Origin of the sequence: Microbacterium sp. CCH5-D1, assembly GCF_001557335.1 — a bacterium.
In the GTDB taxonomy this organism is placed as follows: domain Bacteria; phylum Actinomycetota; class Actinomycetes; order Actinomycetales; family Microbacteriaceae; genus Microbacterium; species Microbacterium oxydans.
Genome location: NZ_LSJW01000250.1, coordinates 1 through 25,078 on the forward strand (window position 1 = coordinate 1; position 25,078 = coordinate 25,078).

General features: G+C 69.3%; 23 protein-coding genes. 12 read left to right on the forward strand and 11 right to left on the reverse strand.

Annotated features, from left to right (window positions below):
- The 3 genes from AX744_RS15165 to AX744_RS15175 all read right to left on the reverse strand — a co-directional run.
- Positions 1 to 456, reverse strand: a 456-nt coding sequence (locus tag AX744_RS15165; RefSeq protein ID WP_197429250.1) for an AAA family ATPase, incomplete at its 3' end; no start/stop codon positions are given.
- A gap of 8 nt (positions 457 to 464) precedes the next feature.
- On the reverse strand, positions 465 to 1,397 hold the full coding sequence (locus AX744_RS15170) for an arginase family protein (RefSeq protein ID WP_058631252.1): 933 nt from the start codon (positions 1,395 to 1,397) through the stop codon (positions 465 to 467).
- 2 nt (positions 1,398 to 1,399) lie between these two features.
- Complete coding sequence (locus tag AX744_RS15175; protein ID WP_061017772.1) at positions 1,400 to 2,677, reverse strand: DUF445 domain-containing protein; 1,278 nt, start codon at positions 2,675 to 2,677, stop codon at positions 1,400 to 1,402.
- Between the two features lie 105 nt (positions 2,678 to 2,782).
- On the opposite strand from AX744_RS15175, the gene AX744_RS15180 reads away from it, so the two are divergent.
- The gene (locus tag AX744_RS15180; protein ID WP_045263421.1) at positions 2,783 to 3,055 is read left to right on the forward strand and encodes a metal-sensitive transcriptional regulator; all 273 of its coding nucleotides are present in this window, start codon (positions 2,783 to 2,785) and stop codon (positions 3,053 to 3,055) included.
- Between the two features lie 59 nt (positions 3,056 to 3,114).
- Here AX744_RS15180 and AX744_RS15185 read toward each other — a convergent pair whose 3' ends face one another.
- The gene (locus AX744_RS15185; RefSeq protein WP_046749789.1) at positions 3,115 to 4,665 is read right to left on the reverse strand and encodes an amino acid permease; all 1,551 of its coding nucleotides are present in this window, start codon (positions 4,663 to 4,665) and stop codon (positions 3,115 to 3,117) included.
- A 107-nt stretch (positions 4,666 to 4,772) separates the two neighbouring features.
- Between AX744_RS15185 and AX744_RS15190 the strand changes: the two genes are divergently transcribed.
- The 10 genes from AX744_RS15190 (at position 4,773) to AX744_RS15235 (ending at position 15,743) form a co-directional block, all read left to right on the forward strand.
- A complete protein-coding gene (locus AX744_RS15190) occupies positions 4,773 to 6,179 on the forward strand; it encodes a glutamine synthetase family protein (RefSeq protein WP_046749788.1) in 1,407 nt (468 codons plus the stop codon).
- On the forward strand, positions 6,160 to 6,912 hold the full coding sequence (locus tag AX744_RS15195; RefSeq protein WP_058631249.1) for a gamma-glutamyl-gamma-aminobutyrate hydrolase family protein: 753 nt from the start codon (positions 6,160 to 6,162) through the stop codon (positions 6,910 to 6,912). Before AX744_RS15190 ends, AX744_RS15195 begins: the two co-directional genes overlap by 20 nt.
- Positions 6,909 to 8,270: an aldehyde dehydrogenase family protein gene (locus tag AX744_RS15200; RefSeq protein WP_061017773.1), complete on the forward strand. Its 1,362-nt coding sequence runs from the start codon at positions 6,909 to 6,911 to the stop codon at positions 8,268 to 8,270. The genes AX744_RS15195 and AX744_RS15200 overlap by 4 nt, the downstream gene beginning before the upstream one ends.
- Before the next feature lie 39 nt (positions 8,271 to 8,309).
- Entirely contained in the window at positions 8,310 to 9,089 is a 780-nt protein-coding gene (locus tag AX744_RS15205) for a 3-oxoacyl-ACP reductase (RefSeq protein WP_061017775.1), read from the forward strand.
- Between the two features lie 33 nt (positions 9,090 to 9,122).
- Positions 9,123 to 9,851, forward strand: coding sequence for a FadR/GntR family transcriptional regulator (locus AX744_RS15210; RefSeq protein WP_046749784.1), 729 nt, complete (start codon positions 9,123 to 9,125; stop codon positions 9,849 to 9,851).
- Positions 9,852 to 9,988: 137 nt separating this feature from the next.
- Complete coding sequence (locus tag AX744_RS15215; protein ID WP_061017776.1) at positions 9,989 to 11,149, forward strand: ABC transporter ATP-binding protein; 1,161 nt, start codon at positions 9,989 to 9,991, stop codon at positions 11,147 to 11,149.
- The gene (locus AX744_RS15220) at positions 11,146 to 12,324 is read left to right on the forward strand and encodes a polyamine ABC transporter substrate-binding protein (RefSeq protein ID WP_046749782.1); all 1,179 of its coding nucleotides are present in this window, start codon (positions 11,146 to 11,148) and stop codon (positions 12,322 to 12,324) included. Before AX744_RS15215 ends, AX744_RS15220 begins: the two co-directional genes overlap by 4 nt.
- Positions 12,317 to 13,201: an ABC transporter permease gene (locus AX744_RS15225; RefSeq protein WP_058631244.1), complete on the forward strand. Its 885-nt coding sequence runs from the start codon at positions 12,317 to 12,319 to the stop codon at positions 13,199 to 13,201. The genes AX744_RS15220 and AX744_RS15225 overlap by 8 nt, the downstream gene beginning before the upstream one ends.
- Positions 13,198 to 14,079 (forward strand): ABC transporter permease, encoded by an 882-nt coding sequence (locus AX744_RS15230; protein WP_218867307.1) that lies wholly within the window; start codon positions 13,198 to 13,200, stop codon positions 14,077 to 14,079. Before AX744_RS15225 ends, AX744_RS15230 begins: the two co-directional genes overlap by 4 nt.
- A 2-nt stretch (positions 14,080 to 14,081) precedes the next feature.
- Positions 14,082 to 15,743, forward strand: coding sequence for an amidohydrolase (locus AX744_RS15235; RefSeq protein WP_061017779.1), 1,662 nt, complete (start codon positions 14,082 to 14,084; stop codon positions 15,741 to 15,743).
- A gap of 76 nt (positions 15,744 to 15,819) precedes the next feature.
- On the opposite strand, the gene AX744_RS15240 is transcribed toward AX744_RS15235, so the two are convergent.
- Together AX744_RS15240 and AX744_RS15245 are read right to left on the reverse strand one after the other, a co-directional pair.
- Positions 15,820 to 17,208 carry an aspartate aminotransferase family protein gene (locus AX744_RS15240; protein ID WP_061017781.1) on the reverse strand — a complete coding sequence of 463 codons (1,389 nt, stop codon included), beginning with the start codon at positions 17,206 to 17,208 and terminating at the stop codon, positions 15,820 to 15,822.
- A gap of 31 nt (positions 17,209 to 17,239) precedes the next feature.
- Positions 17,240 to 18,724: a CoA-acylating methylmalonate-semialdehyde dehydrogenase gene (locus tag AX744_RS15245; protein WP_061017783.1), complete on the reverse strand. Its 1,485-nt coding sequence runs from the start codon at positions 18,722 to 18,724 to the stop codon at positions 17,240 to 17,242.
- A 102-nt stretch (positions 18,725 to 18,826) separates the two neighbouring features.
- On the opposite strand from AX744_RS15245, the gene AX744_RS15250 reads away from it, so the two are divergent.
- On the forward strand, positions 18,827 to 20,368 hold the full coding sequence (locus tag AX744_RS15250; protein WP_082738545.1) for a PucR family transcriptional regulator: 1,542 nt from the start codon (positions 18,827 to 18,829) through the stop codon (positions 20,366 to 20,368).
- A gap of 42 nt (positions 20,369 to 20,410) precedes the next feature.
- On the opposite strand, the gene AX744_RS15255 is transcribed toward AX744_RS15250, so the two are convergent.
- The 5 genes from AX744_RS15255 to AX744_RS15275 form a co-directional block, all read right to left on the reverse strand.
- Positions 20,411 to 21,805 (reverse strand): aspartate aminotransferase family protein, encoded by a 1,395-nt coding sequence (locus AX744_RS15255; RefSeq protein ID WP_046749776.1) that lies wholly within the window; start codon positions 21,803 to 21,805, stop codon positions 20,411 to 20,413.
- A complete protein-coding gene (locus tag AX744_RS15260) occupies positions 21,802 to 22,269 on the reverse strand; it encodes an Lrp/AsnC family transcriptional regulator (RefSeq protein ID WP_045263434.1) in 468 nt (155 codons plus the stop codon). Before AX744_RS15260 ends, AX744_RS15255 begins: the two co-directional genes overlap by 4 nt.
- Positions 22,270 to 22,352: 83 nt before the next feature.
- Positions 22,353 to 23,510, reverse strand: a complete 1,158-nt coding sequence (locus AX744_RS15265) for an acyl-CoA dehydrogenase family protein (protein WP_061017785.1) — start codon at positions 23,508 to 23,510, stop codon at positions 22,353 to 22,355.
- On the reverse strand, positions 23,507 to 24,265 hold the full coding sequence (locus AX744_RS15270) for an alpha/beta fold hydrolase (protein ID WP_058631239.1): 759 nt from the start codon (positions 24,263 to 24,265) through the stop codon (positions 23,507 to 23,509). The genes AX744_RS15265 and AX744_RS15270 overlap by 4 nt, the downstream gene beginning before the upstream one ends.
- Positions 24,266 to 24,324: 59 nt before the next feature.
- Positions 24,325 to 25,078, reverse strand: a 754-nt coding sequence (locus AX744_RS15275; protein ID WP_061017787.1) for a sugar kinase, incomplete at its 5' end; no start/stop codon positions are given.

Below are 25,078 nucleotides of genomic sequence, written 5' to 3' on the forward strand. Positions count from 1 at the left end.
GTGCGGGACGGAGCCTGCGCGCTCGAGGTCATCGACGAGTCCCACCAGCGCTTCGTCCATCGCGACGCGCAGAGCCGGGTCCTCGTCGCCCGTGACGTGGATCGGCCGGCTCCCGTCCAGGGGCACGATCGCGACGAGGTCGATCGCGGCCATCGACGCCTCCACGATCTCTGCGGCGCGGGCGAGGAGCGCGCCGTCACTGCGGCCCAGCTCCTCCAGAGCGGTCAGGTAGGCGAGGAAGTCGAGTGGCCCCCGCTCGCAGATCACCGCGGAAGCGGCGGCCGACTCCCGGAGTCGCGCCGCGGTGACGCGCAGCTGCACGGCGAAGCTGTGCTCGCTCGCGGGATCGTCGAGATCGAGGTCCTCGAAGGGGTCGGGCAGTACGACGTACTCGGGGCGGACCGCACGGAAGTCGGAGATCAGCGTGCTCTTGCCGCTGGCGTGCGTCCCCGACACCACGATCCTCATGTGCGTGCGGCGAGTCCGGCGAGCAGCTCCAGCACGCACAGAGCCGCCAGGCGGACGGTGCGGGCATCGTCGGCGTCGGCGGTGGCGTCGACTTCGGCCAGGTCGGCGCTCGCGACACGTCGATCCGTCGCGACGGCCCTGCTGAGGGCGCGCAGCTCCCACGCCTGCAGACCGCCGGGCACGCTCGCCGGGCAGCCCGGCGCGACCGACCGGTCGCAGACGTCGACGTCGATGTCGAGGTGGATGCGCGCATCGGCTCCGGAACCGGCGACCTCCACGGCCTCCGCGACGACATCGTCGATTCCGCGGCGGCGGAGCTCGTCGAGGGGGATGACACGGATGCCCCACTCGGCTGCGCGTCGGGCGTAGGCGGCGGAGTTCGCGAAGTCGGCGATGCCGATCTGCACGACCTTGGTCGGGTCGATGCGCGTGGTGTCCAGCGGCGACGTGGCGGGGACATCTTCCACGAGGCGCCGCACGGGAGTGCCGTTCGAGATGCCGTCGCGCAGGTCGAAGTGGGCGTCGAACGTGATCAGTCCCGTCGCTTCGGCACCGAGCGCCACGGGATAGGTGAGCGAGTTGTCGCCGCCGAGGGCGATCACGAGTTTCGAAGCGGCGGCGAGCTCGCGCACGCGGGAGATGACCCTGGCCTCACCGGCGGAGCCGTCAGGATCGGCGATGTCGCCGGCGTCGGCGATGCGCAGCACCTCGTCGAGCTCGATCACCGGCGGTCCCATCAGCGCGGTGCCGTAGCGGGGGAGAGCCGCGCGGATCGCCGCGGGCGTCGCGTGCGCACCGGTCGGGGAGAGCGAGGTGCGCCAGGTCGGCACCCCGACGAGCACGGCGTCGGCGGTGCCGTCGAAGGCAGGCCAGGACCCGGCTCGGGGCCAGAGGGGATCGTGGCTCAGCGGTCGGGAGGACGAGGGCATGGTCAGACTCCGGGGATCAGGGCGTGCGCGATGGAGAAGATGACGAGACCGGCCAGGGCGCCGACGAACGTGCCGTTCAAACGGATGTACTGCAGGTCGCGGCCGACCATGAGCTCGATCTTCTCCGTCGTCTCCGCCGGGTCCCAGCGTTCGACGGTGTCGGTGATGATCGAGGCGATGTCGTGCCGGTAGCGGTCGACGAGGAAGACCGCGGCGTCCGATACCCACGTGTCGACGCGGTTCTGCAGCGCGGTGTCGGTCGTGAGCCGCTCCCCGACCTCCTGCAGGGCCTGCACGGCGCGGCGTCGGAGGCCGCTCTCGGGATCGGCGAGGGCAGCGAGCAAGCCGTTCTTCGCGGTGTTCCACGCCTCAGCGGCCAGAGCGCCGACGCGGGGGCTGTCGAACAGCGACGCCTTGGCGTTCTCGAGCTTCGCCCGCGTCGCCGGGTCGTTCTGCAGGCTGTCGGCCAGACGTGCCAGATAGCCGTCGACCGCGAGGCGTGCCGGGTGGTGGGGGTCGGCCTGCACGGCGTGCACGAACTTGACCGCCTCGTGATACACCGTGTCGTCCACGAAGCGGTGAGCCAGCTTCGGCACCCACCCCGGAAGGCGCCGGGAGACCAGACCGCTGAACGATTCGGCGTTCGCGTCGAGCCAGCGCGAGATGCTGTCGGCGGCGAGGTCGACAGCGCCGTGATGGGCATCGGCCTCGACGATCTTCTCGAGCCACGCTCCGGCGGGCGGACCCCACTCGGGATCGACCAGATGCTCGCGGGCGAGGTCCGTGATCAGGTCTCGCACGTCGTCGTCGCTCAGCGCGTTGAGCACGGCCGTGGCGATCGTCGCACCCTCGGCGCCGACCCGCTCCGCATGCGGGGCCTCACGCAGCCAGTCGCCTGCGCGCAGAGCGATCTTCGTGGTCGACAGCTTGGTGCGCACCACGTCGGCGGCGAGGAAGTTCGTCTCCACGAACTCGCCGAGCGAGCGGCCGATCTCGTCCTTGCGGTTCGGGATGATCGCGGTGTGCGGGATGGGGAGCCCGAGTGGGCGTCGGAAGAGCGCGGTCACCGCGAACCAGTCCGCGAGCGCACCCACCATGCCGCCTTCGGCCGCCGCGCGCACATAGGCGAGTCCCTCGATGCGCTGCTGGAACGCGAAGGCGAACACGAACACGACGGCCATGAACACCAGGGCGCCGAGGGCGACGGCCTTCATGCGTCGGAGCGCGCGGAGGCGCTCCTGGTCGGCGGGCGAGAGCTGCGTCATCGGTGTTCGCGGCATGACGTCATCCTTTCACGCCACCGCACCGGCGGCCCTGTGCGCGGAGCGTGCGCTGTCTCGGCGCACAGACAGCCGGATACCCCCTGGGGGGAGTACCCTCGAGGGGTGATCGAAGACATCAAGAAACGTGCGCTGCACCGCACCAGCATCCTCGAAGGACAGATGCGCGGCGTCGCGCGGATGATCGAGAACGAGGACTACTGCATGGACATCATCACGCAGTCCCGCGCCATCCAGCGCTCCCTGGAGTCACTCAACCGCCTGCTGCTGGAGAACCACCTGCAGACGCACGTCACCCACATGTTCGAGGAGGGCGGCGAGGAGCGGGAGAAGGCCGTCGTCGAGCTGCTCAAGGCCTTCGACTTCGACCGCAAGTAGGGTCCAGGGGCGGCGCGACACAGCGCCCCGACGGAGTCGTCGAGGCGCTGCGCGGTGAGTCACCTGCCGCTGTCGTCGAACACCTCGCCCTCCATGGCGTCGTAACCCTCGGCCTGCGGGTCGCCGTGGGAGCCGCCGGAGATCGCGTACTCCTCTTCGGGCGACAGCACCAGACGGTGGCGGAAGAAGAGCCCGAATCCGAGCAGGATCACGACGTAGACGATGGCGATCGCCACGATGGCGGGGCCGAACGTCGGATTCAGCAGGAACCCGACGAAGATCAGCGCGGCGATCACGAGCGCGACAGCTGCGCCGGGGATCCCCCACGGGCTCCGGTACGGCCGCGCGACGTCCGGGTACTTCCTGCGGAGGATCATGAACGACACCAGCTGGAGTCCGTAGGCGAGCACCGCGCCCCAGACCGCGATGTTCAGCACGATCGCGCCTGCCACCGATCCGGCGCCCTCGGCGTCGACGGCCGCGAGCACGTCGAGCACGATGAGGGCGACGAAACCGATCGCCGCACCGACGACGAGCGCCACCCACGGCGTCTGCCGCTTGCCGGTGAGGGAGAGGAAGCGAGGGTAGTAGCCTGCGCGGGAGAGCGAGTACATGTTGCGGCCGTAAGCGAACATGATGCCCTGCAGGGAGGCGAGCAGCCCGATCAGGGCGAAGAGCGCTAGCACCGCGGCGAGTTGGTCGCCCACGATGGCGCGGAAGCCGTCGAGCAGCGGCTCGCCCGCGGTGCCGGTGGCCTCGGCGCCGATCACGCCGGTGTTCAGGAAGAGGACGAGCAGACCCGTGACGATGAGGGTGCCGCGCGCCCAGAAGCCGGCCTTGGGGATGTCGCGGGTCGGGTTGTGCGACTCCTCGGCGGCCAGGGGCAGCTCTTCGATGCCGAGGAAGAACCACATCGCGAACGGGAGCGCGAACAGGATCGGCAGCACGCCGTGCGGCAGGAACTCCGTCTGGCCGGGGTCGGGGGCGATGTCCCACAGCGCGTCCCAGCTGAAGGCGCCGGAGAAGATCGCCATCAGGGAGAACACCAGGATGATGCCGATCGAGATGATCGAGACGACGATCGCGAATCGGAACGAGATCGCGGCCCCCGCGGAGTTCAGCGCGATGAACACGACGTAGAGGATGAGGTACCAGAGCCACCCCGGCAGCTGGATTCCCAGCAGCTCGCTCGTGATGCCGTTCGCATACGACGCCGAGAAGTAGACGATCACCGCCGTGGTCGCGACGTACTCGATCGTCTCCGCTGCGCCCGTGACCAAGCCGCCCCACGGTCCCATCGCCGATCGCGCGAAGGAGTAGGCGCCCCCGGTGTGGGGCATCATCGCGGCCATCTCGCCGATCGCGAAGATCATGCCGTAGTACATGAGCACGAGGATCACGAAGGCGATCAGCATTCCGCCGAAGCCCGCGAAGTCGATGCCGAAGTTCCAGCCGGAGAAGTCTCCGGAGATGACGGCGGCGACCGCGAGACCCCACAGGCCCCAGACACCGGCAGACCTCTTCAGGGTGCGTTTCTCGAAGTATTCGTTCCCGGCGCGTGTATAGGTCGCCCCAGCGACCTTGCGGGATTCACTGCTCTGCTCAGACATCCGCTCTCCGTTCGCAAGCACACACAGGCGCCGGGTGCACCTTGCGGATGATTGTGACAGCCAATGGTGGTTTCGTCTACCTTTAAACGTCCTGGTGATCTACTCTGATGGCGAAGCCGGTCGGCCGATCGCTTCACCACGACGACGGGAGCGAGACGATGGCGGGAAACCTGAGCATCGAGCAACTGGATGCCGGCATCGCCGCCGGCGAGATCGACACGGTGATCGTGGCCTTCGCGGATGCGCAGGGGCGGCTGGTCGGCAAGCGGGTGTCCGCACGACTGTTCCAGGAGGACATCGTGCATCACGGTGCCGAGGCGTGCGACTACCTGCTGTCGGTCGATGTGGACATGAACACGGTCGACGGCTACGCGATGTCGGGGTGGGATCGCGGCTACGGCGACATGGTGCTGCGGCCCGACGTCGCGACGCTGCGCCGGATCCCCTGGCTGGCGGGGACGGCGCTGGTGATCGCGGACCTGGTGTGGGGAAACGGGGAGCCGGTGAGCCCGTCGCCGCGGGCGATCCTCGACCGTCAGCGCGATCGACTGGCCGAACGCGGCTGGACCGCGTTCTCGGGCACCGAGCTCGAGTTCATCGTCTTCGACAACACCTACCGCGACGCCTGGGCCCGCAAGTACGAGGGACTGACGCCGTCGACCGACTACAACGTCGACTACAACCTGCTCGCCTCCACCCGCCTCGAGCCGCTGCTGCGCGACATCCGCAACAGCATGGACGGCGCGGGCCTCTACTGCGAGGGCGTGAAGGGGGAGTGCAACCTGGGGCAGCAGGAGATCGCCTTCCGCTATGCCGAGGTGCGCGAGACCGCTGACCAGCACGCGCTCTACAAGAACGGCGCGAAGGAGATCGCGGAGCAGCACGGCCAGGCGCTCACCTTCATGGCGAAGTTCAATGAGCGCGAGGGCAACAGCTGCCATATCCACCTCTCGCTGCGCGCCGACGACGGCACTCCGGTCATGGCCGGAGACGGCGAGCACGGATTCAGTCCGATCATGGGGCACTGGATCGCCGGCATCCTCGCCACGCTCCGGGAGTTCACCCTGCTCTATGCGCCCAACATCAACTCGTACAAGCGGTTCGCGAAGGGCAGCTTCGCCCCGACCGGAGTGGCCTGGGGCATCGACAACCGCACCTGTGCGCTGCGCGTGATCGGGGCGGGGGCCGGGCTCAGGGTCGAGAACCGAGTGCCGGGCGGCGACGTGAACCCCTACCTCGGGATCTCGGCCATCATCGCCGGCGGTCTGTACGGCATCGAGAACGAACTGCCCCTGCCCGACCGCTTCACCGGCAACGCGTACGAGGCCGGCGTCGAACACCTTCCCACCACGCTGCGCGAAGCGGCACAGCTGTTCAGCGAGTCGGCCATCGCGCGCGAAGCGTTCGGCGACGACGTTGTGGAGCACTACCTGAACCAGGCGCGCATCGAGGTCGAGGCCTACGACGCCGCCGTCACCGACTGGGAGCGGATCCGTGGTTTCGAGCGGCTCTGACCCGGCACCGTTGATCGGGGTCACGACCTACCTCGAGCGGGCGCAGCAGGGGGTGTGGGATGTGCGGGCCGCGTTCCTGCCCGAGCAGTACCTGACCGGAGTGACGGCATCGGGCGGAATCGCACTGCTCCTGCCGCCACAGGACCCGGAGTCGGCGGATGCAGCCATCGCCGGGCTGGACGGACTGATCCTCTCCGGAGGGGCCGACGTCGCTCCCGAGCTCTACGGCGAGGAGCGGCATCCGCTCACGGATCCGGCCCGGGTCGACCGCGACGCGTGGGAGCTGGCGCTGTTCAGAGCGGCCGAGCGGCGCCGCATACCGGTGCTCGCGATCTGCCGCGGGCTGCAGCTCGTCAACGTGGCGCGCGGAGGCACTCTGCACCAGCACCTGCCCGAGTCGCTCGGCACCGAGCGCTACCGCCTGGGCGGAGGCGTGTTCGCCGAGAACGACATCGAGGTCTCGGGTGACACGGCGCTCGCCGGCGTCCTCGGTGCCGGCGACGTACGCGTGCACAGCTATCACCATCAGGGCATCGATCGGCTCGGGGAGGGGCTGGTCGCCGCTGCGCACTCCGCCGACGGACTCGTGCAGGCGTTCGTCGACACCGCAGATGGTCACGTCGTCGGCATTCAGTGGCATCCGGAGGAGAACGCCGAAGACCGACGTCTCTTCGAAGATCTCGTCTCGCAGGCTCGCGCGTTCGCCGCCGGGCGGAAGGAGGACGCCCGATGAGCGCGTTCACAGTCATCAACCCGTCCACCGGTGCCGCGATCCGCGAGGTCCCCAGAGTCGGCATCGGAGAGACGGATGCCGCGATCGCTCGTGCCGTCGCGGCGCAGCGTCGATGGGCGGCCCTGGCCCCGGTGGCACGTGCGGATGCCCTCCGGTCGTTCGCCCGCGCGGTGGAAGGCGCCGTCGAAGAGCTGGCGCAGCTGGAGGTGCTCAACTCCGGGCATCCGATCGGCTCGGCCCGCTGGGAGGCCGGTCACGTCGCCCAGGTGCTCAACTACTACTCCGCCGACCCGGAGCGCCTGTCCGGGCGACAGATCCCGGTGGCCGGCGGGCTCGATGTCACGTTCCACGACCCCTACGGCGTGGTCGGCGTGATCGTTCCGTGGAACTTCCCGATGACGATCGCCTCGTGGGCGTTCGCACCGGCGCTCGCCGCGGGCAACGCCGTGGTGCTGAAGCCCGCCGAGCTGACACCTCTCACCGCCATCCGCCTCGGCGAGCTCGCGCGCGAAGCAGGACTACCGGAGGGGCTGTTCGAGGTCGTCACCGGGTCGGGCTCGGTCGTCGGGCAGCGTCTCGTGGAACACCCGGACGTGCGCAAGGTCGTCTTCACCGGCTCGACAGCGGTGGGCGTCGAAGTCGCGGCGGGCTGCGCGCGAGCCCTCAAGCCCGTTACGCTCGAACTCGGGGGCAAGAGCGCGAACATCGTCTTCGAGGACGCGGATCTCGAACGCGCGGCGGCCGGAGTACCCGGATCCGTGTTCGACAACGCCGGCCAGGACTGCTGTGCGCGCAGCCGCCTGCTCGTGCAGCGCTCGGTCTACGACCGGTTCCTCGAACTGCTCGAACCGGCCGTCGCCGCCTGGCGTGTGGGCGACCCCGCCCGCGATGACACCGACATGGGGCCGCTCATCTCGGCGGGACACCGCGATACCGTGGCGTCGTTCCTCGACGGTGCAGACATCGCCTTCCGCGGCAGTGCCCCCGAGGGGGGCGGGTTCTGGTTCGCGCCGGCCGTGGTGCTCGCCGACCCCGCCGACCGCATCGCGCAGCAGGAGGTGTTCGGGCCCGTCGTCGCGGTGATGCCGTTCGAGGACGAGGCCGATGCCATCCGTCTGGCCAACGACACGGCGTACGGTCTCGCGGGCTCCGTCTGGACCGAGAGCCTGGGACGCGGTGTCCGCGTGGCCCGGGGTGTGCGCAGCGGCGTGCTGTCCGTGAACTCGCACTCCTCGGTGCGGTACTCCACGCCGTTCGGCGGCATGAAGGCGTCGGGCCTGGGGCGCGAACTCGGCCCCGACGCCGCCGAGCACTTCACCGAGACCAAGAACGTCTTCTTCGCGACCGATGAACACTGATCGCGTCGTCCTTTCACCCATCCGGAACGGAGAACCCACATGAGCATCGATCTGACCCAGCGTCTCAAGGACCGCGTCGCCATCATCACCGGCGGCGCGAGCGGCATCGGGTTCGCCACCGCCCAGCGCTTCGCAGCGGAGGGGGCCTTCGTCGTGATCGCCGACGTCGATCCGACGACAGGAGACGCTGCGGCCGCCGAGGTGGGCGGCGTGTTCCGCCCGGTCGACGTCGCAGACGAGGCCAAGGTGAACGCGCTGTTCGACGGTGTCGCGGAGGAGTTCGGGCGGATCGACATCGCCTTCAACAACGCGGGCATCTCGCCGGCCAATGACGACTCCATCGAGACGACGGAGCTCCCGGCGTGGGATCGCGTGCAAGACGTGAATCTCAAGAGCGTGTACCTGTGCAGCCGTGCAGCCCTCCGTCACATGGTGCCCGCGGGGCGCGGATCGATCATCAACACCGCCTCCTTCGTCGCGCTCCTCGGATCCGCCACCTCGCAGATCAGTTACACCGCGTCGAAGGGCGGCGTGCTGGCGATGTCCCGCGAGCTCGGTGTGCAGTTCGCCCGTCAGGGAGTGCGGGTGAATGCGCTGTGCCCTGGACCCGTGAACACCCCGTTGCTGCAGGAGCTGTTCGCGAAGGATCCGGAGCGGGCGCAGCGGCGCCTGGTGCACGTGCCGATGGGACGCTTCGCGGAGCCCGCCGAGCTCGCAGCGGCCGTGGCGTTCCTCGCCTCCGACGACGCGTCGTTCATCACCGCGAGTGCCTTCGTCGTCGACGGCGGGATCACGAACGCCTACGTCACCCCGCTGTGAGCCACCCTCACCTCGCTGTGACAGGGTGAAGGCATGAGCGAGCACTCCCACGACGGCGACCTCGTCGAAGTGCGAAGGGCCGTCTACCGGCCGCTGCGGCGCGGCAATGCGCTCGAGGACGCGGTGGCCCGACTCGTGCAGACGATCCGGCTCGGTGTGGTCGCTCCTGGCGAGTCCCTGCCTCCGGAGCGCGAGCTGGCGGCGTCGTTCGGGGTGAGTCGTGACACCGTGCGCGAGGCGATCCGCGAGCTGGCCGACACCGGCTACCTGCTGCCGCGGCGTGGTCGCTACGGAGGCACGTTCGTGGCCGACCCGCTGCCACACCCCAGCGTGCCGGGGGCGGTGACGCCGGACGAGATCGACGACGTGCTCGGGCTGCGCCGCGTGCTCGAGACCGGGGCCGTGCGCGCGGCCGCGAGCCGCTCCTTGGACGCCTCGACCCGTGCCGACCTGTGGGCGCGACACGAGGCGGCGGTGCCTGCGGGTCCTGAGGAGTATCGGCGCCTGGACACGCTGCTGCACCTGGCCATCGCCGAGGCCGCCGGAATCCCGTCGCTGGTCGCGCTCGTGGCCGAGAACAGGGCCGACGTCAATGCGTGGCTCGATACGTTCCCGCTGATGCCGCGCAACATCCAGCACTCGGGGGAGCAGCACGAGAGCATCGTCTCCGCGATCCTCGCCGGACGTCCGGATGCTGCCGAGGCGGCGATGCGCGATCATCTCGCCGGGTCCGAAGCCCTGCTGCGTGGCTTCCTCCTCTGATCGGTGCCAATCGGTCGCCATTTCCTGAATCGGCAACGGATACCGTTGCGAAATCATCAAGAGGCTTCCGATTTCGCTATACCTGACGCCTTTCCTGTGACAGACTCGCGACAAGCGAATCTCAATGGGGAGGCTCCATGCCCGACAACACCCGAATGTCGACGGCGACACTCGATGCACCCACCGCCACCGGCGCGGTCCACATCGACGGCGTCACCAAGCGTTATGGCACCGCCACCGCCGTCGACGACCTGACCCTCGACGTGCAACAGGGGGAGTTCCTCTCCCTGCTCGGCCCGTCCGGCTGCGGGAAGACGACCACCCTGCGCATGATCGCGGGCTTCGAATACCCGGATGCCGGGGACATCCGCATCTCCGGCCGCAGCGTCTTGAACCTCCCCCCGTATCGGCGCGAGGTGAACACCGTCTTCCAGGCGTACGCCCTGTTCCCGCACCTCACGGTCGCCGAGAACGTGGCGTACGGGCTGCAGCAGCGGCGCGTGCCCAAGGCCGAGCAGCGGGAACGGGTGGGCGAAGCACTCGACATGGTGCAGCTGCGCGCCTTCGCCGACCGCAAGCCCACACAGCTCTCCGGTGGACAGCAGCAGCGCATCGCTCTGTCGCGTGCACTCATCAACCGGCCGAGTGTGCTCCTGCTCGACGAGCCGTTGGCGGCACTGGACCGCCAGCTGCGCGAGGAGATGCAGCTCGAGCTCAAGCTGCTGCAGGCGCGGCTGGGCACGACCTTCGTATTCGTCACCCACGATCAGGCCGAGGCGCTCTCGATGAGCGATCGGATCGCCGTGATGCGCGCGGGGCGGATCGAGCAGCTCGATGCGCCGGACGCCATCTACGCGGAGCCGGCCTCCGCCTACGTGGCGTCGTTCATCGGTCAGCAGAACTTCGTGCACGGCACGGTTCGGGCAGATGGGGAGGCGGTCGACACGGCCATCGGCGTGATCGCGGGCCGCTGGGGTGGGGAGCATGTGGCGGCGGGGCAGCCGGCCGTCGCCGCCATCCGGCCGGAGTACATCCGTCTGGAACAGGGCGAAGGCGGGGGCGTCCCCGGGCGCGTGCTCGGTGTCTCGCACCTGGGTGAGACCCTCCAGGTCGCTGTCCGCGTCGGCGAGGACGCCACGTTCCTCTCGCGCATGCCGGCCCCGACCGCGCCGCGGGTGGGAGTCGATGACGCCGTCCGCTGTGTGTGGGATCCCGCGGATGCGCGGCTGTTCGCCGCCGAGGGCATCCCCACCACCGCGACGCACGTGATCACCCTGCCCAAGGACGGCGGGCTGTGACGGGCGCTCCTCCGGTGCGCGTGCTCGCACACCGGAGTGCCGCGCGGGTGATCCGCACCGAGCTGACCCGACGGGGCTTCCTCGCCACCGCGATCATGGCGGGCGGCGCCGTCGTGCTCAGCGCGTGCTCGCCGGGGCAGAACGCCGCGGCCGTGCATGCCGAGGGCGGCCCTCTCGAGGACAAGCTCTCCATCTACAGCTGGGGTGACTACGACGCCCCGGAGGTGCTCGAGCAGTTCACCGCCGAGAGCGGCCCGCGCATCGTGCTCGACGCCTTCAACTCCAACGAGGAGCTGATCGCCAAGCTGGTCGCCGCCCGCGGCACCTCCGGCTACGACATCGTGGTGCCGACCGGGGTGTTCGTCGGGCCCATGGCCGAGAACGGACTCCTGCAGAAGTTCAACCTCGACCTGCTGCCGAACATGAAGCACGTGGCCCCCGAGTTCCGTGGGCGCTCTTGGGATCCCGGCAACGAGTACTCGGTGTGCAAGGCGTGGGGGACCACGGGGTTCGTGTACGACAAGAGGGTGATCTCGCGCGAGCTCACGACCTGGAACGACTTCATCGATGCCGCGCAGAACGAGGCATCGGGCTCGACCTCGGTGCTCGACGACCCGGCACCGCTGCTGGGCATCTACTTCTGGGCGAACGGCATCGACTGGACGACCACCGATCCCGACCACCTCGACGCGGTCGAGAGGTTCCTGGTGAAGGATCTCGCTCCGCACGTCTCGGCGTTCGACTCGTACCCCGGTGGGTCGTCGATCCCGCAGGCGTCCCACGCGCTGCTGCAGTCGTACAACGGCGACGCGCGGCTCGGCATCTTCGAGTCGGACGACCCTGACCGCTGGCAGTGGGTGCTCGGGAGCCCGGCGACGGAGCTGTGGATGGACAACTGGGCGATCGCCGCGGGAGCTCCGCACCCCGAGGCCGCGCACGCGTTCATCGACTTCGTGCTGCAGCCCGACGTGCAGCTCGCACAGGTCGACTACATCGGCTACGACACCGGCATCTCCGGCATCCGCGAGGAAGCGGAGGCTGCGGGGCTGGAACGGCTCGACATGGTGTTCTTCGACGAGGAGCAGGTGGCCACGATGCACGAGGGCAAGCTGACCGATGCGCAGGACCGTGTCGTCTCGATCTGGAACTCGATGAAGGCGGCCGCCGGTGCCTAAGCTCAAGTTCGGTCTCGCGATCCCCGCGTGGGTCTGGCTGCTCGTCTTCTTCGTGGCCCCGATCTTCATGGTCGTGGTGTTCAGCTTCGGCTACAAGCCGAGCATCTTCGCCACGCATGCGCTCGACCACCTCTCGTTCGACCGCTACCTCGAAGCTCTCTCCCCGACGTTCTTCAGCACGTTCCTGAACACGCTGTGGATCGGCATCCTCGGCACGGCCCTGTGTCTGGTGATCGGCGGTCCGGTCGCATACTGGATCGCGGTGAAGGCCCCGCCCTCGAAGCGCGGACTCCTGCTCGCGCTCGTGATGGTGCCGTTCTGGACCAACTTCCTCGTGCGCACCATCGGCTGGCAGGTGATCCTCGCCCCCGAGGGCTGGCTCTCGCAGCTGCTGCAGGGCATCGGGGTCATCCCCGGTCCGCTCGATCTGCTCTACTCGCGCGGCGCGGTGCTCCTCGGCGTCGTCTACAACTACCTGCCGCTGATGATCCTGCCGCTGTTCGTGGCCTTCGATCGCGTGTCGGGGCCGCTGCGCGAGGCGAGCAAGGATCTCGGTGCGAACAGCGTCACGACCTTCCTGCGGGTGACCGTGCCCCTGGCCAGGCCCGGAATCATCGCGGGAGTGCTGCTGGTGTACATCCCGCTCATGGGCGACTACATCACGGCGACCGTGCTGGGCGGGGCGAAGGGCAACATGATCGGGCAGGTCGTGGCGAGTCAGTTCCAGACCGCGCAGAACTGGGCGCTCGGCTCGGCCATGGCGGTACTGCTGATCATCGTCATCATGCTCTCGATCGCCGTCGCGGCCGGACTCCTCTGGCTCGTGACCCTGCCGCTCCGGCAACGCAACCGCCTCGTCCTGGGGGAGGGATCATGACCGCCGTGACCGATGGACCGCAGAAGACCGCACCGCGCGTGCGCCGAGGGGCCGGTCGCTTCGTGCTGCCGATCTGGGCGGCGCTGGTGTTCCTGTTCCTGTTCCTGCCGATCCTCGTGATCATCGTCTACTCCTTCAATGTCGGCCGGCTGCTGGTGTCGTGGGACCATTTCGGCTTCGACTCGTTCCTCGCGATCGTGAACAAGCCGGCGATCCGCGACGCGGTGCTCGTCTCGGTGCGCACGGGCCTGCTGGCGGCGCTCCTTGCCACCGCGCTGGGAACCCTCGCCGGCATCGCGATGGCACGCAATCCCGGCAAGTGGGTGTGGTGGTTCCTCGGACTGCTGCTGCTCGTGTCGGTGACGCCGGAGATCGTGGATGCCGTCGCGCTCCTGCCGTGGTTGGTCTTCCTCGGGCAGGACGCCGGGATCGGCATCTTCAACGACGGCACCATGAGACTCGTGGTGGGACAGTCGCTGTTCTCTATCGCGATCGTGTCGTACATCGTGCGGGCGCGGCTCGTGGGGCTCGACGCCCGGCTCGAAGAGGCCTCGGCCGACCTCTATGCGCCCCCGGTGCGCACCTTCTTCAAGATCACGCTGCCTCTCGCGATGCCTGCGGTGCTCGCCGGGTTCCTGCTCTCGTTCACGCTGAGCCTCGACAACACCGTCGTCTCCGCCTTCGTGCAGGTCTCCGGCACGACGCCGTGGCCCGTCTACGTGCTCAGCGCCCTCCGCAGCGGGTTGCGGCCGGAGATCGCCGCGGTGTCCACGATCATGCTGGTGCTCACGCTGCTGGCACTCGCTCTGGTGGCGGTCGTCCTCAAGCGTGCGGGTGACTCGGCGACCGAGATCGCCCGCACGATGGCGGGAGGGTGAGCATGGTGTTCGCAGATCTGGTGTTCACCGCCGGCACACGGGGAGGACGGGTCTTCCTCGCGGACGCTGCGCGATCGACCACGCATGCCGTCGCCGTCACGAACGGCCGCATCAGCGCAGTGGGACACGACGTCTCGGCGCTGGTCGGCCCGCACACCGAGGTCGTCGACCTCGACGGCGGGCTTCTGGTACCGGGGTTCCAAGACGCGCATGTGCACCCGGTGTGGGGTGGGTTGGACATGCTCCGCTGCGACCTCGCCGAGCTGTCGACGCGCGAGCAGTACCTCGACCGCATCGCCGCATATGCGCAGGAGCATCCCGATGACGAGTGGATCCTGGGCGGCGGATGGCAGATGTCGGCGTTCCCCGGCGGTGTACCGACCGCGGAAGACCTCGACTCCGTCGTGCCCGACCGCCCGGCATTCCTGCCCAACCGCGACGGCCACGGCGCCTGGGTCAACTCCCGAGCACTCGCGCTCGCCGGCATCACCCGCGCGACGGCCGATCCAGAGGACGGGCGGATCGAGCGCGACGCGACCGGCGCACCGAGCGGCACGCTGCACGAGGGCGCGATGGGCCTGGTCAACAGGCTGCTGCCGACGGAGGCGCCCGAGCGTCTGGTGGAGGCCCTCCTGCAGGGGCAGCGCCACCTGCACTCCTACGGCGTGACGGCGTGGCAGGACGCGATCGTCGGCACCGAGTACGGAGACGCGGGCGACCCGCTGCCCACGTACCTGACCGCCGCCGCATCCGGTGCGCTCACCGGTCGCGTGGTGGGTTCGCTGTGGTGGGACCGGTCGCGCGGCCTGGAGCAGATCGACGACATCGTGCGTCGACGTGATGAGAGCACGGTCGGGCGATTCCGGGCACGCAGCGTGAAGATCATGCAGGACGGCGTGGCGGAGAACTTCACCGCCGCGATGCTCGAGCCCTACTGCGACGGCCACGGGCATCCGCGCGAGGACTCCGGGATCTCCTTCGTCGAGCCCGAGCTGCTCAAGGAAGCCGCGACCAGGCTCGATGCCCTCGGATTCACGCTGCACTTCCACGCGATCGGCGACCGCGCGGTGCGGGAGTGCCTGGATGCGGTCGAGGCCGCGCTCGTGCACAACGGACCTCGCGGGAACAGACACCACATCTCCCACATCCAGGTCGTGCACCCCGACGACATCCCGCGGTTCCGGGCGCTCGACGTCACCGCCAACATGCAGATGCTGTGGGCGACGCTGGAACCGCAGATGGTCGATCTCACCATCCCCTTCCTCGGGGAACAGCGGTCGGCGTGGCAGTACCCGTTCGGTGACCTCCTGCGTTCGGGGGCCGCGCTCGCCGCAGGAAGCGACTGGTCGGTGAGCACACCGAACCCGATGGCGGCGATCCACGTCGCGGTGAACCGTCGTTCCGCGCCGACCGAGTGGGAGGGCGATTACGAGCCGTTCCTCCCCGAGCAGGCGATCGACCTCGCCACGGCTCTCGTCGCGTACACGGCGGGCTCGGCGCGGGTGAACCACCTCGACGACACCGGCACGATCGCCGTGGGGATGCGGGCCGACCTCGCCCTGCTCGACCGTGACCCGTTCGAGCATCCGGCCGACGAGATCGGCCTGACCGAGGTGCGCGGCACCTGGGTCGAGGGGGAGCGGGTGTACGACTCCGCGGAGTGAGCCGCGGGACGACTCCGAACACACGAAACCCCGACGACATCGCGTCGCCGGGGTTTCGTGCCGGGTGCTCGTGTCGTTAGCCCGCCGCAGCCTCGTCGGCCACGGAGAGCGCGTCGTCGAGCACGCCGAGTCCGCGCACCAGATCCTCTTCGCTGATCACCAGCGGCGGAGCGACGTGCATGCGGTTGAAGTGCGTGAACGGCCAGACCCCGGCCTTCTTGGCAGCCGCGGCGAAGGCGCCCATCGGCGCGGCATCCGCTCCTGAGGCGTTGAACGGCACGAGGGGCTCGCGCGTCTCCTGGTCGCGCACGAGCTCGACGGCCCAGAACAGCCCGAGGCCGCGCACGTCGCCGACGCTCGGGTGCTTCTCGACCCAGCCGCGCACCGTCGGCTCGACGATACGGGTGCCGAGGTCGCGCACGCGCTCCAGGATGCCGTCGCGACGGAACACCTCGAACGTGGCGACGCCGGCCGCGCAGGCGAGCGGGTGGCCGGAATAGGTCAGTCCGCCCGCGAACGGCATCGTGTCGAAGGCGCTCGCGATGCGGTCGGAGATCACCACGCCGCCCAGCGGAACGTAGCCCGAGTTCACACCCTTCGCGAAGGTGATCAGGTCGGGGCTGGCGTCGAACGCGTCGATGCCGAACCACTCGCCCAGGCGGCCGAATCCGACCATGACCTCGTCGGCGATGTACACGATGCCGTAGCGGTCGCACAGCTCGCGGACACCCTGCAGGTACCCGGGCGGCGGGACGAGCACGCCGTTGGTGCCCACGACCGTCTCGATGATGATCGCCGCGATGGTCTGCGGCCCCTCCAGCTGGATCGTCTGCTCGAGGTGTGCGAGCGCCCGCTCAGCCTCCTGCTCCGGAGTCTCGGAATGGAACGGAGAGCGGTACAGGTACGGTCCGAAGAAGCGCACGGCACCGGAGTCGACCGTGTCGTTGGCCCAGCGCCGCGGATCGCCGGTGAGCGAGATCGCCGTCGAGGTGGAGCCGTGGTAGCTGCGGTACATCGACAGCACCTTGCGGCGTCCCGTGAACTGGCGGGCCATGCGCACCGCGTACTCGTTGGCCTCGGCGCCGCCGTTGGTGAAGAACACCTTCTCCAACCCCTCGGGCGCGACCTCCGCGATCAGACGTGCGAGCTCGCCGCGCACGTCGTTGGCGATGGAGGGCTGGATCGTCGCGAGGCGTCCGGCCTGCTGCTGGATCGCGGCGACCAGATCGGGATGCTGGTGCCCGAGGTTGAGGTTCACGAGCTGGCTCGAGAAGTCGAGGTAGGGGTTGCCCTGGTAGTCCCAGAAGGTCGATCCCTCGCCCGCGGCGACGGGCAGCGGGTCGATCAGGCCCTGCGCGCTCCAGGAGTGGAACACGTGCCCGCGGTCGTCTGCACGCACCTGCGCTTCGGCTTCGGGGGCGGGCAGCGGGTGCGCGACCCCGTGTCGGTCGGTGAAGTTCGTCATCGTCGTGTCCGCTCAGTCGTTGCTCGGGAAGTCAGTGGTTGCTCGGGAAACCGAGGTCGATCTGGGAGGGGGTGTGGTCGGGCCAGCGGGTGGTGACGACCTTGGAGCGCGTGTAGAAGTGCACCGACTCGGGGCCGTAGATGTGCGAGTCGCCGAACAGCGAGTCCTTCCACCCGCCGAACGAGTAGGCGCCGATCGGCACGGGGATCGGAACGTTCACGCCGACCATGCCGACCTCGATGTCGAACTCGTACTGACGGGCCGTGCCGCCGTCGCGCGTGAAGATCGCGGTGCCGTTGCCGTAGGCGTTGGCGTTCACGAGGGCGACCGCGTCGGCGTAGGTGTCGACGCGGACGACCGACAGCACCGGGCCGAAGATCTCGTCGTCGTAGACCTTCATGCCGGGGGCGACCTGATCGATCAGACTGACACCCAGGAAGAAGCCCTCCGAGTCGAACTCCTTCTGCGTGCCGTCGACGACGACCTTCGCGCCCTCGGCCTCAGCGCCCGTCACGTAGGAGGCGACCTTGTCCCGGTGCTCGCGGGTGATGAGCGGACCCATCTCGCTCGCGGTATCCGTGCCCGCGCCGATCGTGAGGCCGCCGATGCGGTCGGCGATCGCGGTGACGAGGTCGTCGGCGATGTCGTCCACCGCGACCAGCACGGAGACGGCCATGCAGCGCTCGCCGGCGGAGCCGTAGGCGGCGGAGACCGCGGCGTCGGCTGCCGCGTCGATGTCGGCGTCGGGCATCACGACCATGTGGTTCTTCGCGCCACCGAGGGCCTGCACGCGCTTGCCGGCAGCCGAGGCACGCTGGTAGATCGAGCGGGCGATCGGAGTGGAGCCGACGAAGCTCACCGCGTTGACGCGCGGGGAGTCCAGGATCGCGTCCACGGCCTCCTTGTCGCCGTTGACGACGTTGAGCACTCCGTCGGGCAGGCCCGCCTCGCTGAAGAGCTTCGCGAGCCAGACGGAGGCGGACGGGTCCTTCTCGCTGGGCTTGAGGACGACCGTGTTGCCGCAGGCGATGGCCGAGGCCACCATCCACAGCGGCACCATGACCGGGAAGTTGAACGGGGTGATCGCCGCGACGACGCCGACCGGCTGCTTGACCGAGTGCACGTCGACGCCGCGGGCCACCTGCTCGCTGCGCTCGCCCTTGAGCAGGTGCACGAGGCCGGCGGCGAACTCGACGTTCTCGATGCCGCGCGACACCTCGCCCGCTGCATCCGAGAGCACCTTCCCGTGCTCGCTCGTCACGATCGCGGCGAGCTCCGGCGTGCGCTCCTTGAGCAGCTGGCGCAGGCGGAAGAACACATCGGCGCGCTTGATCAGGCTCGTCTCGCGCCAGGCGGGGAGGGCGGCGGCTGCGGCGGCGATCGCGGAGTCCACCTCGGCGGTGGACGCGAAGGCCACCTGCTTCGACACCTGGCCGGTGGCGGGGTCGAAGACCTGGCCGGTGCGGGCCGCTTCGGCGGTCTCCGCTCCGTTGATGACGTGACGGACGATGTCCACGATGTTCCTCCGAGGGCTGAAGAATGCGCCGTTCGAACACTCTGACCGGTGTCCGATAGGCTTGTGCTCCTCAATGATCACAGAGCCGAGGAGCTGGTCGTGATGTCAGAACGTCAGGACTTCCGCTCCATCCGGACAGATCGTCCGGTTCGTGGTGACGCCCTCCTCACGGTCGCCGACGTCCTCGCGGAGCCCGTGCTGCAGGCGGGCGCTCCGGAGGTGATCGTCGGCGGTGGGGCGCTCGATGCCGCCGTGCGCTGGGTGCACGTGTCCGACAGTGCCGGTGTCGCCCGTCTGCTCGACGGCGGGGAGCTCCTGCTCAGCACCGGGGCCGGCTGGCCGACCGCTCCGGCGGAACTGCGTGCTTTCGCCGTCGGACTGCATCAGGCCGGGGTCGCGGGTATCGTGGTCGAGCTCGGCTCTGGCCAGGCGCGCATCCCGGAGGCCGTCGTCGAGGTGTGCACGGAGCGCGGGCTCGCACTGATCGCACTCACCAGCGAGATCAAGTTCGTCACGGTCACGGAGACCGTGCACCGCGCGCTGATCGCGGCGCAGACCATGGCCCTGCGCGAACGCCAGCACCTGCACGAGCTCTTCACGGCGCTCAGCCTGCGCGGAGCTCCGGCCGACGTCGTCGTCGCGGAGACGGCGAGAGCGCTCGGCGCACCCGTCGTGCTGGAGAACCTGGCGCGTGAGGTGATCGCGCACGAGACCCTGCGGATGCCGGTCGCGGAGGCGCTGGGGAAGCTGCGCTCGGCCGACCGTGTGCCCGTACAGGCGCGCGGCGTGCGGTGGGGGACCCTCCTCGCACTCCCCGGACCTGCGCATCCTGCCGGCCGGCTCACCGTGCTCGAACAGGGGGCCACGGCCCTCGCATTCGGATGCCTCGCGGACGGCGGTGACTCCGAATGGTCGCTGCTCGCGCAGCGCGGCCTCATCGACGATCTGCTCGGCGCCCGCTTCGCGAGTCCGGATGACATCCAGGCCCGTCTCGCGACCAGCGGCTTCATGCTCGCGGGGCGGCACTGCCACGGCATCGTGGCACGCGGCACGGAATCTGCGATGCACCTCGCGCGCCGCGCGGCCGGGGCCGGGGTCGCGGTGGTCGCCGCGCGGGTGGGTGACGACGATGTCGCACTGCTCTCGCTGCCCGCATCCGCTCCGCTGACGGATGCGATCGTCACGAGCCTCGTCGGCCCCGACCGCACGGTCTTCGTGGGGCCCCCTGCGGATGACGTGCTGGGGCTGCTCGCCTCGCTTCGGGCCGCGCGCGATCTGGCGGCGAGCGACCGTTCGGACAGCGGTCCCCGCGTGCGGCGCGTCGACGACCGTCCGCTGGAGCGGTTCGTCGCCTCGTTGCGCGACGACCATCGCCTTCTCGCGCACAGCGAGCGGATGCTGGCGCCGGTCGTGTCGTACGACCGGGAGCGCCGAGGAGACCTGATCGATGTACTGTCGGCGCTCGTCGCACACCCCGGGAATCGATCAGCGGCGGCGAACGCCAGTCACCTCTCGCGGTCGGTCTTCTATCAGCGCCTCACGTTGATCGGCGATCTGCTCGATGCGGACCTCGACGACGGGGAGACGCTCGCCGCGCTCCACCTCGCACTGCTGGCGAGGCGGAGCGCGACGCCCGTGGCCTGACCCTGCGTCCTCGCCGTCGTGGCGCCGTCGTGGCCGGGACGCTCAGAGTACGGACTGCGCGCGCGTCAGCACATCCCGCAGGATCTGCTCGATCTCCCGGAACTCGGACGGTCCGACCGTGAGCGGCGGTGCGAGCTGGATCACGGGGTCGCCGCGGTCGTCGGCGCGACAGTACAGCCCGGCCTCGAACAGGGCGGGGGACAGGAAGCCGCGCAGCAGCCGCTCGGACTCGGCATCGTCGAAGGTCTCCTTCGTGCCCTTGTCCTTCACGAGCTCGATGCCGAAGAAGTAGCCGTCGCCGCGCACGTCGCCGACCAGCGGCAGGTCGAGCAGCTTCTCGAGCTCTGCGCGGAACAGCGGGGAGTTCTCCCGCACGTGCGCGTTCAGTCCCTCCTCGTCGAAGATCGCGAGGTTCTCCAGTGCGACCGCGGCTGACACCGGGTGCCCGCCGAACGTGTAGCCGTGCGGAAAGGAGAGGTCGCCCTTCGAGAACGGCTCGTAGATGCGGTCGCTGACGATCGTCGCGCCGATCGGGGAGTATCCGCTGGTCATGCCCTTGGCACAGGTGATCATGTCGGGCACGTAGCCGAGACCGGTGCAGGCGAAGGTGTGACCGAGACGCCCGAAGGCGCAGATGACCTCGTCCGAGACGAGCAGCACGTCGTGGCGGTCGCAGATCTCGCGCACCCTGGCGAAGTAGCCGGGAGGGGGTGGGAAGCAGCCGCCGGAGTTCTGCACCGGCTCCAGGAAGACCGCGGCGACCGTGTCGGCGCCTTCGAAGAGGATCATCTCCTCGATGCGGTCGGCCGCCCAGCGTCCGAACGCTTCGAGGTCGTCGGCGGGTCCGCCCATCTCGGCCGCGCGGTAGAAGTTGGTGTTCGGCACGCGGAAGCCACCGGGGGTGATCGGCTCGAACATCGACTTCATCGCGGGGATGCCGGTGATCGCCAGGGCTCCCTGCGGCGTGCCGTGATAGGCCACCGAACGCGAGATGACCTTGTGCTTGGCGGGCTTGCCCTGCAGCTTCCAGTAGTGCTTGGCGAGCTTGAACGCGGTCTCGACCGCCTCGCCGCCGCCGGTGGAGAAGAAGACCTTGTTGAGGTCGCCCGGCGCCTCGTCGGCGAGACGATCGGCCAACTCGATCGCGGCCGGGTGCGCGTACGACCACAGGGGGAAGAACGCCAGCTCGGAAGCCTGCGCCGCGGCAGCCTCGGCCAGTCGACGTCGACCGTGCCCTGCGTTCACGACGAAGAGGCCGGCGAGCCCGTCGAAGTACTCCTTGCCCTTGGCATCCCAGATGCGGTGCCCCTCGCCCTTGACGATGATGGGCACGCCAGACTCGGCCATCGTGGACTGCCGGGTGAAGTGCATCCAGAGATGGTCCTTCGCCATCGTCTGCAGTGCGGACTCGGAAGGTATGGTGCGTGCGGTGCTCATCTGGTCCCCCAGTTGTAGAGCTGCTTCTGCAGCTTGGCGTAGATGAAGGTTTCGGTGGAGAGGACGCCGTCGATCGGGCGGATGACGTCGTTGATCAGCGCGAGCAGGTCGTCGTCGTCCTCGCAGACCACCTCGGCGAGGACATCGAAGGATCCGACCGTGATGACCACATAGTCGACGGCGTCGATCGCGGCGATGGCCTCGGCGACGCGGCGGGCGTCGCCGGACACGCGCACGCCGATCATGGCCTGGCGGTGGAAGCCCAGCTGCATCGGGTCGGTGACGGCGACGATCTGCATCACGCCGGACTCGGTGAGCCGCTGCACGCGCTGGCGCACGGCGGCTTCGCTCATCCCGACGGTGCGGCCGATCTCGGAGTACGAACGTCGTCCGTCCTCCTGGAGCAGCTCGACGATCGTCTTCGAGACCGCATCGAGGGAAGGGTGCTTCTTCGCCGGACTCATGGTGCGATCCTCGCACTCCACGATGCGCTGAGCAACCGATTTCGTGGAATCTGGCTATTCGTCCAGCGGAATCGGCAGGAATCTCAGCTCTCGAGCGGTCCCAGCCAGGCGCTCGCCGCCGTGGAGTGCGCGGACTCGGGGTCGGACGGGTGGAACGCTCCGGCCAGAACGTCGCGGTAGAGGCGCGAGAGTTCATTGGCCGAGAAGTACGACCCGCCGCCGGCGACGAGCATCGCCTCGTCGACGACGTGCTTGGCCATCGTGATCGCCCGATGCTTGACACCGGAGAGCTGGGGGAACCACCGCGCGCCGTGATCGATGCGCTCATCCACATCGCGTGCGAGCGCGGCGATCTGCGGGGGCAGCGCATCGTAGGCGATGGCCATGTCGGCGATGCGCCAGCGGATGTCGGGATCCTGGCTGTACGCGAGCCCGGTCTTCTTCGAATGCCGCTTCTGCGCCGTGGCCACCGCGAGCTCCAACGCTCGCCGGGCGATCCCCGTGTAGACGGAGGCGAGCAGGATCTCGAAGACCGAGAAGATCCCGAACACGATCGGGTCGGGGCTGGGCCCCGGATCGATGCGTCGCACGACGTGGGCGGCGTCGGACACGGCGCCGTTCAGCCGGGTGGTCCTGCTCTGCGTGCCCCGCATGCCGAGGGTGTCCCAGTCGTCGGAGGTGGTGACGGCATCCGTGCGCTCCACGAAGGCGAAGACCAGCTTCGGGGCATCGGGGCTGGTGGTGTCGAGACCGTGCAGGCCCAGGCGCGTCCAGACCGGGGCGAGGGAGGTGAAGATCTTCGTTCCCGTGAAGGAGTAGCCGCCGTCCCCGTCCGGCACAGCCGCCGTGTCGCTGCCGAACAGCACCAGGTCGTTGCCGCCCTCGCTGATGCCGAACGCGAAGACCTCACCAGCGACGGCGCCGTCCTGCACGAACTCGAGGCCGGGGACCCCGCGGTCGGAGAAGACCTTCGCGACGCCCGTCCAGACGAGGTGCATGTTGATGGCCAGGGCTGTCGCCGGGGCCGCCCCCGCCAGGCGCTGCTGCAGGATCGCGGCCTCGGCGAGCTCGAGTCCCGCGCCACCGCGCTCTCGTGGCACCAGGATCGACAGGTACCCGGCAGCCCGCAGCTCGTCCAGGTCTTGCTGAGGGAAGGTGTTCTCGCGGTCGTGGATCGGCGCGCGCTCGCGGATGCGCTCGAGGAGGTCGTCGGGAAGGAATGCTGCGGGATCGAATGTCATGCCAGTGCCTCCAGAAGCTGCCGTACCGATTCCTCCGGGCGGTCGCGGTGCAGGGAGTGCCCTGCACCCTCGACCACCGACAGGGAGATGAGGGGGTTCGCGGCGAGCACCTCGTCGGCGAGCTCTCCCGTGAAGATGCTGTAGACGGCGGGATCCGCGCCGATCACGTGCGTGGGGACCGTCAGGCGCGCCGCTTCTGCGCGCACGTCCCACGGTCGATTCTGGGCGCTGGTCTGCTCCACGGCCCACGCGCTCGCACGCCGCACGGCGTCGACCTTGAGCTCCTGATCCTGCGGATGCCAGTGCGGATGCTCCTGCTGCACGACCTCGATCCGGGTGTCGGCGAACGCGCGTTCCTGGCTCCGGCGGATGATCGCGGCGTCGCGACCGTCCACGTGGATCGCCGGGTCGATGAGCACGAGGCGCCGGGTCCACTTCGGGGTGGAGGCCGCGGCGACCGTGCTGGCCGCGCCACCGAGCGAGTGACCGATGACGGCATCCCAGGCACGGTCGCCGTCGGGGATGGTCTCGGCGAGGTCGGCCCCATAGGCGGAGACCGAGTAGTCGAGGGAACGCGGAGCGTCGCCGTGTCCGCGGAGGTCGACGGCGGTCGCGTGCCAGCCCGCGTCGGCGAGAGCGTCGCCGAGACGCCACATCAGCGCGCCTGAAGATCCGAGACCGTGCACCAGAAGGGCGCGACGGGAGGCCGACGGCGACCCCCACGAGAGGCGGGGAAGAGTGAGCGGTGCGGCCATGCCCCCAGCCTATGACCGGGGACGTGCCGGGGTCCCCGGAGCGCGCAGTCTCGCGCGCATCAGCGCAGTGGCACCAGAGGCGGGAGGTCGGCCGCGATGGTCAGCACGCGCCCCGCGGCCGCGTGACCGGCGGAGAGGCGTGAGGTGAGGTCTTCTCCGTCGAGGGTCGCCGCGAGGAAACCGGAGGCAAAGGCATCCCCGGCGCCGACCGGCTCGACGACGTCGACCACGGGGGCGGGGACGAAGACAGGCTCGGCTTCCCCCTCGAACGCCGTGGCGCCGACATCGCCGTCCTTGACGATGAGCAGGGCGCAGTTCGGCAGGAACGCGCGGATCTCGGTCGGGGTCACCGTCCCCCAGATGCGCTCGGCCTCATCGCGGCCGACGAAGGTGATGTCCGCGGCGTCGGCGAGGCGGGCGAGCGTCTCGGCGGCATCGTCCCTGCTCCACAGGGGACGACGGTCGTTCACATCGAACGACACGAGGGCGCCGGCTGCGCGTGCATCGGTGAAGAGCCGGTCGACCATCTGCCGACACGAGGCCGACAGTGCTGGCGTGATCCCGGTGGTGTGCACGATGCGCACCCCGTCGAGGCGGGAGGGGTCGAGGAACCCCTGCTCCATGCGCGAAGCGGCTGATCCGCTGCGGTAGTAGTAGACGGAGGAGGACTCCGCGCCCGGGTCCTTGAACATGACCCCGGTCGGGGCGGCGTCGTCGCGCTCGACCCACAGCTCCACCCCGCGGCGTTCGAGCTCGGAGGCGATGCGGTCTCCGAGCGGATCGGCGCCGAGGCGGGATGCCCAGGCGACGCGG

What these genes read in the sequence shown, in the direction of transcription:
- AX744_RS15205 (WP_061017775.1), top strand. Translation starts at nt 8,310, where the DNA reads ATGAGCATCGATCTGACCCAGCGTCTCAAGGACCGCGTCGCCATCATC.
- AX744_RS15215 (WP_061017776.1), top strand. Translation starts at nt 9,989, where the DNA reads ATGCCCGACAACACCCGAATGTCGACGGCGACACTCGATGCACCCACC.
- AX744_RS15265 (WP_061017785.1), bottom strand. Translation starts at nt 23,510, where the DNA reads ATGACATTCGATCCCGCAGCATTCCTTCCCGACGACCTCCTCGAGCGC.
- AX744_RS15230 (WP_218867307.1), top strand. Translation starts at nt 13,198, where the DNA reads ATGACCGCCGTGACCGATGGACCGCAGAAGACCGCACCGCGCGTGCGC.
- AX744_RS15270 (WP_058631239.1), bottom strand. Translation starts at nt 24,265, where the DNA reads ATGGCCGCACCGCTCACTCTTCCCCGCCTCTCGTGGGGGTCGCCGTCG.
- AX744_RS15260 (WP_045263434.1), bottom strand. Translation starts at nt 22,269, where the DNA reads ATGAGTCCGGCGAAGAAGCACCCTTCCCTCGATGCGGTCTCGAAGACG.
- AX744_RS15250 (WP_082738545.1), top strand. Translation starts at nt 18,827, where the DNA reads ATGTCAGAACGTCAGGACTTCCGCTCCATCCGGACAGATCGTCCGGTT.
- AX744_RS15240 (WP_061017781.1), bottom strand. Translation starts at nt 17,208, where the DNA reads ATGACGAACTTCACCGACCGACACGGGGTCGCGCACCCGCTGCCCGCC.
- AX744_RS15175 (WP_061017772.1), bottom strand. Translation starts at nt 2,677, where the DNA reads ATGCCGCGAACACCGATGACGCAGCTCTCGCCCGCCGACCAGGAGCGC.
- AX744_RS15170 (WP_058631252.1), bottom strand. Translation starts at nt 1,397, where the DNA reads ATGCCCTCGTCCTCCCGACCGCTGAGCCACGATCCCCTCTGGCCCCGA.
- AX744_RS15185 (WP_046749789.1), bottom strand. Translation starts at nt 4,665, where the DNA reads ATGTCTGAGCAGAGCAGTGAATCCCGCAAGGTCGCTGGGGCGACCTAT.
- AX744_RS15255 (WP_046749776.1), bottom strand. Translation starts at nt 21,805, where the DNA reads ATGAGCACCGCACGCACCATACCTTCCGAGTCCGCACTGCAGACGATG.
- AX744_RS15235 (WP_061017779.1), top strand. Translation starts at nt 14,082, where the DNA reads ATGGTGTTCGCAGATCTGGTGTTCACCGCCGGCACACGGGGAGGACGG.
- AX744_RS15200 (WP_061017773.1), top strand. Translation starts at nt 6,909, where the DNA reads ATGAGCGCGTTCACAGTCATCAACCCGTCCACCGGTGCCGCGATCCGC.
- AX744_RS15190 (WP_046749788.1), top strand. Translation starts at nt 4,773, where the DNA reads ATGGCGAAGCCGGTCGGCCGATCGCTTCACCACGACGACGGGAGCGAG.
- AX744_RS15210 (WP_046749784.1), top strand. Translation starts at nt 9,123, where the DNA reads ATGAGCGAGCACTCCCACGACGGCGACCTCGTCGAAGTGCGAAGGGCC.